This is a genomic window from Cupriavidus pauculus, from assembly GCF_002858765.1.
In the GTDB taxonomy this organism is placed as follows: domain Bacteria; phylum Pseudomonadota; class Gammaproteobacteria; order Burkholderiales; family Burkholderiaceae; genus Cupriavidus; species Cupriavidus pauculus_B.
Genome location: NZ_PJRP01000003.1, coordinates 98,578 through 110,840 on the forward strand (window position 1 = coordinate 98,578; position 12,263 = coordinate 110,840).

Annotated in this window: 5 protein-coding genes; 4 read left to right on the forward strand and 1 reads right to left on the reverse strand. The window is 68.3% G+C overall.

Annotated features, from left to right (window positions below):
- Nucleotides 1-71 precede the first annotated feature (71 nt).
- A complete protein-coding gene (locus tag CYJ10_RS08945; RefSeq protein WP_101681156.1) occupies nucleotides 72-1,475 on the reverse strand; it encodes a sigma-54-dependent transcriptional regulator in 1,404 nt (467 codons plus the stop codon).
- Nucleotides 1,476-1,801: 326 nt separating this feature from the next.
- On the opposite strand from CYJ10_RS08945, the gene CYJ10_RS08950 reads away from it, so the two are divergent.
- The 4 genes from CYJ10_RS08950 to glgB all read left to right on the forward strand — a co-directional run bounded on the left by CYJ10_RS08950 (nucleotide 1,802) and on the right by glgB (nucleotide 12,217).
- Complete coding sequence (locus CYJ10_RS08950) at nucleotides 1,802-2,818, forward strand: sigma-54 interaction domain-containing protein (RefSeq protein ID WP_257993196.1); 1,017 nt, start codon at nucleotides 1,802-1,804, stop codon at nucleotides 2,816-2,818.
- 372 nt (nucleotides 2,819-3,190) lie between these two features.
- Nucleotides 3,191-6,544, forward strand: coding sequence for an alpha-1,4-glucan--maltose-1-phosphate maltosyltransferase (locus CYJ10_RS08955; RefSeq protein WP_101681158.1), 3,354 nt, complete (start codon nucleotides 3,191-3,193; stop codon nucleotides 6,542-6,544).
- Complete coding sequence (gene treS, locus CYJ10_RS08960) at nucleotides 6,541-9,957, forward strand: maltose alpha-D-glucosyltransferase (protein WP_101681159.1); 3,417 nt, start codon at nucleotides 6,541-6,543, stop codon at nucleotides 9,955-9,957. Before CYJ10_RS08955 ends, treS begins: the two co-directional genes overlap by 4 nt.
- 7 nt (nucleotides 9,958-9,964) lie before the next feature.
- Nucleotides 9,965-12,217 (forward strand): 1,4-alpha-glucan branching protein GlgB, encoded by a 2,253-nt coding sequence (glgB, locus tag CYJ10_RS08965; protein WP_101681528.1) that lies wholly within the window; start codon nucleotides 9,965-9,967, stop codon nucleotides 12,215-12,217.
- Nucleotides 12,218-12,263: the final 46 nt, after the last annotated feature.

The window sequence follows — 12,263 nt, forward strand, 5'->3', positions numbered from 1 at the left end:
CATGCGCTGGCATCGCCAGCCCGTCTTGCGCGCCACGTCGCATGCGTCCGCAGCCTTGGCCCGACACCCCGTCACGAGGCGGCAGGCGGGCTGGCGTCGCCGCTACGCGATGCCCGCAGCCATTCCGGCAACTCGCCTTTGGCTGCATAGTCCTCCAGCCGGTTGTACAAAGTCTTCAAACTGATACCCAGAATTTCCGCTGCGTGCTTCTTTACGCCGGCACATTGTTCCAGCGTGGCAAAGATCAGCTGGCGGTCGGCCTCGGCCAGCGACATGCCCACCGGCACCGACACCACGGCCGTGCCGGTGCTGGGCGCGGCGGCCACCTGCAACGGGATCTGGACTTCAGTGATGACATCCTGGTCGGCCATGATGTACGCGCGCTGTACGAAATTGCGCAGCTCGCGCACGTTGCCGGGCCATGAATGCATGCGCAGGCTCTCCAGCACGGCGGCCGAGAACCGGCGCTGCGTGCCCTGCTCGGCGTTCAGTTGCTCCAGCATCGTGTTGCCGATCTGCACCACGTCTTCGCCACGGGCGCGCAGCGGCGGCAGTTCGATCGGGAACACGTTGAGCCGGTGATACAGGTCCGCGCGCAGCTTGCCGTCGGCCACGGCCTCTTCGGGATTGCGGTTGGTGGCCGCCAGCACGCGCACATCCGCATGGGTCTCGCGGTTGGTCCCCACGCGCATGAAGGCACCGGTTTCCAGCACGCGCAGCAGTTTCACCTGCAGCTCCGCCGGCATCTCGGTGATTTCGTCGAGAAACAGCGTGCCACCATCGGCGCGTTCAAAGTAGCCCTTGTGCTGGCGGTCCGCACCCGTGAAGCTGCCACGTTCGTGACCGAACATCTCGGTCTCGATCAGCGTGGGCGAGATGGCCCCGCAGTTGACGGCCAGGAACGGCTGGCGGCGGCGCGCCGACAGTTCATGCACGGTTTGCGCGGCCAGTTCCTTGCCCGTACCGCTTTCGCCGATCAACAGCACGGTGGCCTCGGTGGGGCCCACCTTGCTGAGCTGGTCGTAGACGACCTGCATGGCCTCCGAACTGCCCAGCAGCCGGCCAAAGCGCCCGTAGCGGCGCAGTTCGCCACGCAGCGAATGCACTTCGGCACGCAGTTCGCTGGTGGTGGCAATGCGCTTGAGCACGGTCTGCAGCCGCGTGACGTTGATCGGCTTGACCAGATAGTCGGTGGCACCCAGGCGCAGGGCCTCGACGGCCGATTCCACGCTGGCGTAGCCGGTGGTCAGGATCACCTCCACCCCGGCAGAACCCACCTCGTCGAACAGCTCCATGCCATTGCCGTCGGGCAGGCGAAGGTCGGCCAGGATGGCATCGGGCATGCGCCACCCGATTTGCAGGCGGGCCTCGCGCAAGCTGTTGGCACTGGCAGAAGAAAAGCCTTCGATCGCAACGATCTCCGCCAGCGCCGCGCAGGCGTTCTCGTCGTCGTCAACGATCAGGATATGTGGCATAGGAGAGTCGGGTCGCGTCGTGAATAGCGTCGTATGACCGGCGTCTGTTTGTCATGGGCCCGCAGGTGGCGGCTGATTGGCCAGGGCGCATGCGGACGGCACACGCCTGAGAATAGGCTGAAGTGTAACGACAGTCCCCTGGCCATTATGCCGGTGTCCGTCTGACACGCCTGTGGGACCATGCCGCGACAGCGTTTCAGGCGGTAGCCACCCGGCGCGTGAACAGATAGCATGATAGACATCTTCCACCATTGCGACGCGCCTGCGCGCCCCGGCCGCCCCCGAATTTGCTTTTCACGCGCCGGACAGCAGGCTCCATCGACCCCGTGTCAACCACTGCCACGCTCCCTTCCGGCCGCCCCGCCGCGCCGCCCCGCCCTGCGGGCCGCCGCGCCGCACCCGCGCAGGTTTCGCTGCTATGGGAAAGTACCTCGCCAGCCATGCAGCGGCTGATCGGCCAGCTGAATCGCGTGGCCGCCACCGACGTGACCATGCTTGCGGTCGGAGAAAGCGGCAGCGGCAAGGAGGTGGTGGCGCGCGCGGTGCATGAGCGCAGCACCCGCCGGTCGGGGCCGTTTGTCGCGGTCAACTGCGGCGCCATCGCGCCCACGCTGATCGAATCCGAACTGTTCGGCCACGAGAAAGGCGGCTTCACTGGCGCGCTGGAGCAGAAGGCCGGCTATTTCGAGCAGGCCCAGGGCGGCACGCTGTTCCTGGACGAAGTCACCGAAATGCCGCTGGAGATGCAGATCAAGCTGCTGCGCGTGCTGGAAAGCCGCTCGTTCCATCGCGTGGGCGGCGACGCTCCGATGGTCAGCGACGTGCGCATCCTGGCCGCCACCAACCGCGACCCCATGGACGCCGTGCGCGGCGGCCAGTTGCGCGAAGACCTGCTGTACCGCCTGGCCGTGTTCCCGCTGCATATCCCGCCGCTGCGCGAGCGCCCGGAAGACATCATTCCGCTGGCGCGCCATTTCCTGGACGAGTTCAACGCCATGGAGCAGACGGAAAAGTCTTTCTCCCCCGGCTCGCTCGAACGGCTGGTGCGCTACGACTGGCCCGGCAACGTACGCGAGCTGAAGAACTCCATCTACCGCGCCTACATCCTGGCCGACCGTCAGGTGGAGATCGGCAATCCAGGCCTGGCCAGCCAGCCGCCGCGCCCCACCACGGTGGACGGCGTGGTCAGCGTGCGCGTCGGCACCACGCTGGCCGACACCCAGCGCGAGATCATTCTGGCCACGCTGGCCAAGTACGATGGCGACAAGCGCCAGGCCGCCAAGGCACTGGGTATCAGCCTCAAGACGCTGTACAACCGCCTCGACGTCTACCGGGCAAGCTGAAGCGCGTTTCCCAAGGCATCGCCCATCCTGCTGGTCTGCCGTGTGGTGGGCCGGCGCCTTGCTCACCCCTCGCTCATTCCCTGGCTGACGCCTTCGCGATTCCCCGCGCCGGCACCCATTCGGGTGTCCTGAAAGCCAGCATTCCGACCGCCGGGCATTCCTACGCCCCAGCCGTTTCGACCCTGTATTTCTTACATAGCTGACTGCGCAGCGGTGTTGTCCGACATCCGCGCGATCCCTTGCTGCACCGCACGTCGGGCGTGACGACAAGGCTGGCGCCGTCGCTGGCATGCCCTCTGCATGTCCTCATGGAATTGACATGACGCGCGCCCGCCTGCCCCACGGGCGCCCCACGGCCAGAGGACGTGTGACGTGCGCATTTGCCAAATCAACCTGACGGAATCGCGGGCACTGGACAACGACGCACTGGTGCGCGCTGCCAGGCTCGGATTCGACCATATCCTGCTGGCCGGCTGGTCGGCCTCTCACTCCCGCCCCGACGCCCTGAAAGCGGCGTTCGACACCTGCCGCAAGCACGGCCTGGCGCCGCTGCTGGACCTGGCGCTCGATCGCTTGCCCAAGGACACGGCGGCCATGCACGACGGCTGGGTCGACCATGCCCGGCCTGCCGGCAGCCCCAGTGCCACCGATAACCACCTGCCCGGCGTGCGCGTGCGCTGGTTCGACGACGCCACGGCAGGCCAGTTGCTGGCCTGGTGGAGCGCCCAGTTGGGCGATGCGCTGGCCGCTGGCGCGGCGGGCTTCTGCTGCAGGGCACCATCACGCGTGCCCGGACGGCACTGGGCCGCGCTGATCGAGACGCTGCAGCGCAACAGCGGGCAGAACAAGGACGCCAATGGCGGCAGCGGCGGCAGCACGCCGCTGTTCCTGGCGTGGACACCCGGCACCACGCCGCAGCAACTCGATGACCTGGCCACCGCGCCCTTCGACGGCGCCTTCTCGTCATTGCCGTGGTGGGACTATCGCAGCGCCTGGCTGACCGAGGAAATCGCCCGTCTGCGACGCTTTGGCCGGGTGCTGGCGGCGCCCGCACTGGCGCCGGACGGCGTCGACGTGCTGGCCGCGCGGCGGGCACTGTGGACGGCCGCCGCCATCGGCGATGGCTGGATGGTGCCGGCCGGATACGAGACCGGCGCTGCTGCCGCGCATGGCGCACCCGGCGCCGCGCTCGATGCATCGCCCAGCGCGCAGGCCGACGGCCATCCCGACGATATCGTCGACGCGCCCTACGATCTGACCCATGAACTGATGCAGGCCAACGCCTGGCTGGCGGCGCGCGACGACGAGCCCGCCGTGGCGGTGCGGCAGGTCAGCGGCCCCGACGCCCCGCTGACCGTGCTGGCGCGCGTGCCGCGCCACGCGGCCAACGGCGCGGCCGGCGAGCCCGCGCTGACCGTGGTGCTGAACCCCTGCCCCGTGCAGCCGGCATCGTTCGGCGTCGACCGGGTGCTGAGCGGCCTGCCGCAACCATCGGCCACGCTGACACCCGTTGACGGCGGCCCCGGCGGCACGCTCGAAGACGGGCTGGACAACCTGAGCCCCTGCAGCACGATCACGCTGCCGCCCGCGGACATCCGCCTGTTCGAGGCCGTGCCGGCGCCCGTCGTCACGACGACCGGGCGCAAGAATGCGGGCAATGGGGCGCGCAAATCAGCAGACCGGGCGCCCGACCGCACGCTGGCCGCCGCCATGGAAGCCCCGCGCGTGGCCATCGAGAACCTGTCGCCCACCACCGACAACGGCCGCTTTGCCGTGCGCCGCACCGTGGGCGAACGCGTGGAAGTCAGCGCCGATATCTGGATGGACGGTCACGACAAGCTGGCCGCCGTAGTGCTCTGGCGCGGCCCGGGCGAACAGGCGTGGCGTGCCGCCCCGATGGTCCACATCGTCAACGATCGCTGGCGCGGCAGCTTTCCGATGGTGGCCATGGGCCGTCATGAATTCACGGTCGAGGCCTGGCGCGATACCTTCGCCAGCTGGCTGGACGAAGTCGGCAAGAAGCGCAAGGCCGGCGTCGACATCAAGCTGGAGATCGAAGAAGGCGCGCGACTGGTGGCGGCCACGCTCGGCACGCCGGACGCGAGTGCCATCGCCGATGCCGGCGCGGTCATGGCCGATCTGTCGGCCGCCGCCGACGACGCCCTGCGCCTGGAGATCCTGCTCTCGCCGCGCACCGAGGCGGCCATGCGCGCGGCGATGGAAACCCCGGCTGGCCGCCCATTCGCCAGCCGCTATCCGACCACGATGCCCATCGAGGCCGACCGCCTGGCTGGCCGCTTTGCCAGCTGGTACGAACTGTTCCCGCGCTCGGAGAGCGGCGACGTGAGCCGCCACGGCACGTTCGACGACGTGATCCGCCGCCTGCCCGCCATTCGGGCGATGGGCTTCGACGTGCTGTACTTTCCGCCCATCCACCCCATCGGGCAGGCGCACCGCAAGGGCAAGAACAACAGCCTGAAGGCCGAGCCCGGCGATGTGGGCAGCCCGTACGCCATTGGCAGTACCGAGGGCGGCCATGACGCCATCCATCCGCAACTGGGCACGCTGGAGGACTTCCAGCGCCTGCGCCAGGCGGCTGCCGACATGGGCATCGAACTGGCGCTCGACTTCGCCATCCAGTGTTCGCCGGACCATCCCTGGCTGCGCGAGCGCCCCGAATGGTTTTCGCACCGGCCGGACGGCACGCTGCGCTATGCCGAAAATCCGCCCAAGAAGTACGAGGACATCGTCAACGTCGATTTCTATGCGGCGCCACCCGGCGGCGAACAGCTCTGGCAGGCGCTGCGCGACGTGGTGATGTTCTGGGCCGACCAGGGCGTACGCATCTTCCGCGTGGACAACCCGCATACCAAGCCGCTGCCGTTCTGGGAATGGATGATCGCGGACGTGCGCGCGAAGCACCCGGACACGCTGTTCCTGGCCGAGGCCTTCACGCGGCCCAAGATGATGGCGCGGCTGGCCAAGCTGGGCTTCTCGCAGTCGTACACGTACTTCACCTGGCGCAACACCAAGGCCGAGCTGATCGAGTACATGACGGAGCTGACGCAAAGCCCGCTGCGCGAGTTCTACCGCCCGCACTTCTTCGTCAACACGCCGGACATCAACCCGTTCTTCCTGCACGATGGCGGGCGCCCGGCGTTCCTGATCCGTGCCGCGCTGGCCACGCTGCTGTCGGGCCTCTGGGGCATGTACAACGGCTTCGAGGTCTGCGAAAGCGCCCCGTTGGTGCTGAACGGTGTGGAGAAAGAGGAATACCTCGACTCCGAGAAGTACGAACTGCGCGTGCGCGACTGGCAGGCGCCGGGCAACATCGTGGCCGAGATTTCGCGGCTGAACCAGATCCGCGCGAACCATCCGGCCCTGCAGAACCACCTGGGCCTGCGCTTCTATCACGCCAGCGACGACGCCGTGCTGTACTTCGCGCGCTTCGTGCCCACCGGGGCCGAACACGCGGGCGCATTCGGCGACGACGTGCTGCTGGCCGCCATCAGCCTGGACCCGCGCGCCCCGCGCGAGACCGACATCGAACTGCCGCTGTGGGAATGGGGCCTGCCGGACAACGCCGCGCTGGATGCCGAGGACCAGATGTTCGGCACCCGCTTCACCTGGCACGGCAAGCGCCAGCGCATCCGCCTGAATCCGCAAGAGCTGCCGTTCTCGCTCTGGCACGTCAGGCCCCAACGACAACCGGGAGACCCGGCATGAAGCCACTCTCCGAGCGCGCCAACGCCGCCCTGCTCAACGCCGATCCGCTCTGGTACAAGGACGCGGTGATCTATCAGCTGCACATCAAGTCGTTCTATGACGCGAATGGCGACGGGGTGGGCGACTTTGCCGGCCTGCACGCCAAGCTAGACTACCTGGTCAGCCTGGGTGTCGACACGATCTGGCTGCTGCCGTTCTACCCGTCGCCGCGCCGCGACGACGGCTACGACATTGCCGACTACCGCAATGTCCACCCCGACTACGGCTCGCTGGCCGAGGCGAAGCGATTCGTGTCGGCGGCGCACGCCCGCGGCCTGCGCGTCATCACCGAACTCGTCATCAACCACACGTCCGACCAGCACCCCTGGTTCCAGCGCGCCCGTCGCGCCAAGCCCGGGTCCGCCGCGCGCAACTACTACGTATGGTCCGACAACGACCAGAAGTACACCGGCACCCGCATCATCTTCTGCGACACCGAGAAGTCCAACTGGAGCTGGGACGCCGAGGCCGGCGCGTATTTCTGGCACCGCTTCTACTCGCACCAGCCGGACCTGAACTTCGACAATCCGCAGGTGCTCAATGAAGTGCTGTCGGTGATGCGCTTCTGGCTCGACATCGGCATCGACGGCCTGCGCCTTGACGCGGTGCCGTACCTGGTGGAACGCGAAGGCACCAGCAACGAGAACCTGCCCGAAACGCACGAGGTGATCCGCAAGATCCGGCGCCACCTGGATGACCGGTATCCCGGCCGCATGCTGCTGGCCGAGGCCAACATGTGGCCCGAGGACGCCCAGCAGTATTTTGGCGGGGCCAGTGGCGGCGGCACCGCCGACACCACGGGCGCGGCCAGCCCGGACGGCGGCATCCAGGGCGACGAATGCCACATGTCGTTCCACTTTCCGCTGATGCCGCGCATGTACATGGCCATCGCCCGCGAAGACCGCTTCCCGATCACCGACATCATGCGGCAGACCCCCGAGGTACCGCCGAACTGCCAGTGGGCCATCTTCCTGCGCAACCACGACGAACTGACGCTGGAAATGGTGACCAGCAGCGAGCGCGACTACCTGTGGGAGGTCTACGCATCGGACCGCCGCGCGCGCATCAACCTTGGCATCCGCCGCCGGCTGGCGCCGCTGATGGAACGCGACCGCCGCCGCATCGAACTGATGAACAGCCTGCTGTTCTCGATGCCGGGCACGCCCGTGATCTACTACGGCGACGAAATCGGCATGGGCGACAACATCCACCTGGGCGACCGCGACGGCGTGCGCACGCCGATGCAGTGGTCGCCCGACCGCAACGGCGGCTTCTCGCACGCGGACCCCGAACGCCTGGTGCTGCCGCCCCTGCAAGGGCCGCTGTACGGCTACGAGGCCGTCAACGTCGAAGCGCAGACGCGCGACCCGCATTCGCTGCTGAACTGGATGCGCCGCATGCTGGCGCTGCGCCGCCAGCACCGCGCCTTCGGCCGCGGCACGCTGCGCTTCCTGTTTCCGGGCAACCGCAAGATCCTGGCGTACCTGCGCGAATACGATGGCGAGCACATCCTGTGCGTGGCCAACCTGTCGCGCGCGCCGCAGGCCGTGGAGCTTGACCTGTCCCAGTTCAATGGCCGCGTGCCCGTGGAAATGCTGGGCGCCACGCCCTTCCCCGCCATCGGGCAACTGACGTATCTGCTGACGCTGCCGCCGTATGGCTTCTACTGGTTCGCGCTGAGCGAGGACGCGCAGCCGCCGTCGTGGCACGTCAACGCGCCGGAGCAGATGGTGGATCAGGTCACGCTGGTGCTGCAGAACCTGGGCGGCCGTTCCGAACTGACCGACTCGGCACGCCGCGTACTGACCACCGAGGTCTTGCCCAACTACCTGGCGCGCCGCCGCTGGTTCGCGTCGAAGGGCGAGCGCATCGAACGCGTGACCGTGGCCTATGCCTGTCCGGTAGCGCGCATCGGCACCAGCGAGGAGGTCTGGCACTGCGAGGTCGAGGTATCGCTGCCGGGCCGCACCGAGTGTTACCAACTGCCGGTGGCCCTGCTGTGGGACCGCGAAAGCACCGACGGCATGTCGCAACTGATGACGGGCCTGTCGATGGCCCGCATCCGGCGCGGCGCCCGCGTGGGGGTGGCCACCGACGGCTTCGTGGTCGAATCCTACGCCCGCGCCGTCGTGCAGTCGCTGCGCGACAACGCCAGCGTCGAGACGTCGCACGGCACCATCCGTTATCTGGCCGAACCGGGCCTGGCCGATGCCCAGCTCGAAGACGAGCCGGTGCAATGGATGTCGGCCGAACAATCGAACAGCTCGCTGGCTTTCGGCAACACGGGCGTATTGAAGCTGGTGCGGCGCGTGGCCGGGGGCATCCACCCCGAAGCCGAGATGACGCGCTACCTGACCAGCCACGGCTACACCCATTCGGCGCCACTGCTGGGCGAAGTCGTGCGCACCGGCGCCGATGGCACCCCGCACACACTGATGCTGCTGCAGGGCTACATCCTCAACCAGGGCGATGGCTGGGACTGGACGCTGGACTACCTGGGCCGGTCGATCGACGACGCCCTGCCGGCCACCGAAACCGACAACGACGACGAGTTCGGCGAAGCCATGGCCGGCTACGCCACCATGGTCGGCACGCTGGGCCGGCGTCTGGCCGAACTGCACGCGGTACTGGCGCAGCCGGCCCACGAAGACGCCTTCGCGCCGGTGGCCGCCACCGAGGCGCAGGCCACCGAATGGGCCGAAGAGGCGCTGCGCGCGCTGGAAGAAGCCCTGGCCCTGCTCGAAGCGCGCCGCGCCAATGCCACCGGCGCCTTCGCCCGCGACATCGACACGCTGCTGGCCGCGCGCGGCAAGCTGCCGCATCTGGTGGCGCGCCTGGCCGCCGCCGCGCCCGACAGCCTGCAAACGCGTATTCACGGCGACTTCCACCTGGGCCAGGTGCTGATCGCCCAGAACGACACCTACCTGGTCGACTTTGAAGGCGAACCGCGCCAGCCGCTGGCCTTCCGCCGGCGCAAGACATCGCCGCTGCGCGACGTGGCCGGGCTGTTGCGGTCGATCGATTACGCCGCCGCCACCGTGGGCACCGACCGGCAGGAACGTACGCACGCCGCGCTGCCGCCCGCGCAGGCCGAACGCCGTGCCGCACTGCTGGACCGCTTCCGCACCACCGCCGGCGACGCATTCCTGAACTGCTACCAGCAGGCCATGGCGGCCGCGCCGCAGCCCTGGGCCGCCGCCGGCCAGCTGCAACCGCTGCTGGACCTGTTCCTGCTCGAACGTGCGGCCTATGAAGTGGGCTACGAGGCAGCCAACCGCGTGGCCTGGATCGACCTGCCGGCCAGTGGCCTGGCGCGCCTGGTCCGCAAGCTGCTGGGCGACGAGCCGCAAGGAGACGACCATGGACAGGAATGATGCCGCCATGCTCGAATCCCCCGCGCCGACACTGCCCGGGCCGGTCATCGATGCGCTGCGCGAGGCCCGTCTGGCCGATCCGTTCGGCGTACTGGGCCCGCATCGCGACGAACACGGCGCGGTGGTGCGCGCCATCGTGCCCGGCGCGGCGGCGATCCAGCTGACCGGCGCCGACGGCGAATTCCTGGCCGACATGACGCGCCTGCATGCCGATGGCGTGTTTGCCGGCCGCCTGCCCGGCTTTTCGGACCGGCAACCCACCGCCCCCGATTACCGGCTGCGCATCCGCTGGCCGGACGGCAGCGAGCAGATCGGCGCCGACCCGTATGCGTTCGGGCTGCTGCTGGGCGAACTCGACCTGCACCTGTTCAACGAAGGCCGCCACCTGGAACTGGGCAAATGCCTGGGCGCGCAATGCCTGACGATCGACGGTGAACCGGGCGTCCGGTTTGCCGTATGGGCACCGAATGCGCGGCGCGTGTCCGTGATTGGCGAATTCAACGGCTGGAACCCGGCGCGGCACCCCATGCGGTTGCGGCACGGCTCAGGCGTCTGGGAACTGTTCGTGCCGCAGGGCATGGGCGTGAGGCCGGGCAGCCGCTACAAGTACGACATGACCGGCCCGCAGGGCGAAGCACTGCCCGACAAGGCAGACCCGGTGGCGCAGGCCACCGAACTGCCGCCGGCCACGGCATCGGTGGTGGCGTGCGCGGGGCATGCCGCCCCGCCGTTCGGCTGGAACGATGCCGCATGGATGGCGCAGCGCGCCAGCACCGATCCCTATGCCGCGCCGATGTCGGTCTACGAGCTGCACGTGCTGTCCTGGCAGCGCGCGGCCAACGACAGCGGCCGGGGCTGGGACATCCTGGCCGAACGGCTGGTGCCCTATATTCGCGACCTCGGCTTCACGCATATCGAACTGCTGCCCATCACCGAACACCCGTTCGGCGGATCGTGGGGCTACCAGCCGCTGTCGCTGTTTGCCCCCACGGCGCGCCTGGGCTCGCCCGAGCAGTTCGCAACGTTCGTCGATCGCTGCCACCAGGCCGGCATCGGCGTGATCCTGGACTGGGTGCCGGCGCACTTTCCGACCGACCCGCACGGGCTGGCGATGTTCGACGGCACCGCGCTGTACGAACACCAGGACCCGCGCGAAGGCTATCACCAGGACTGGAACACGCTCATCTACAACCTGGGCCGCAACGAGGTGCGCGGCTTCCTGCTGGCCAACGCCGTCCACTGGCTCGAACACTTCCACGTCGACGCGCTGCGCGTGGACGCGGTGGCGTCGATGCTCTATCGCGACTACAGCCGCGAAGCGGGCCAGTGGGTGCCAAACCGCTTTGGCGGCCGCGAGAACCTGGAATCCGTGGCGTTCCTGCGCGAGATGAACACCGTGGTGCACGAACGCTGCCCTGGCGCGCTGACCATCGCCGAGGAATCCACGGCATGGCCCGGCGTCACGGCCAGCGTGGAATCGGGCGGACTGGGCTTCAGCTTCAAGTGGAACATGGGCTGGATGCACGACACGCTGCGCTACCTGGGCCACGCGCCCATCCATCGCCCCTGGCACCACGGCGACATGACGTTCGGCATGGTCTACGCGTGGTCGGAGGCGTTCGTGCTGCCGCTGTCGCACGACGAAGTGGTGCATGGCAAGGGATCGATGATCGGCAAGGCGCCGGGCGACGACTGGCAGCGCTTTGCCAACCTGCGCGCGTACTACGGCTTCATGTGGACGCATCCCGGCAAGAAGCTGCTGTTCATGGGCGGCGAGTTCGCGCAATGGCGCGAATGGAACCACGACGACGAACTGGACTGGGGGCTGCTCGACCAGCCCGCGCATCGGGGCGTGCATTCGCTGGTGCGCGACCTGAACCGGCTGTACCGCGACCTGCCGGCGCTGCACGCGATGGATCACCGTCCCGAGGGCTTCCAGTGGATCGTGGGCGACGACCACCAGAACAGCGTGTTTGCGTACCTGCGGCGCGCCGGGCCCGACAGCGAAGACGTGGTGCTGGCCGTCGTCAACATGACGCCGGTGCCGCGCCACGGCTATCGCCTGGGCGTGCCGTTCGCCGGAACATGGGAGGAATGCCTGAATACGGATGCCGAAATCTACGGCGGCAGCAATCTGGGCAACGGCGGGCGCGTGCAGGCCGACGCGACGCCGTCGCACGGCCAGCCCGCGTCGTTCTCGCTGACGCTGCCGCCACTTGCCACGCTGATCCTGCGGTACGCACCGGAGCCTGCTGCCTGACACCCGGAAGTCCCGACACTGCCAGCAGGACGAGCCATCACCACAC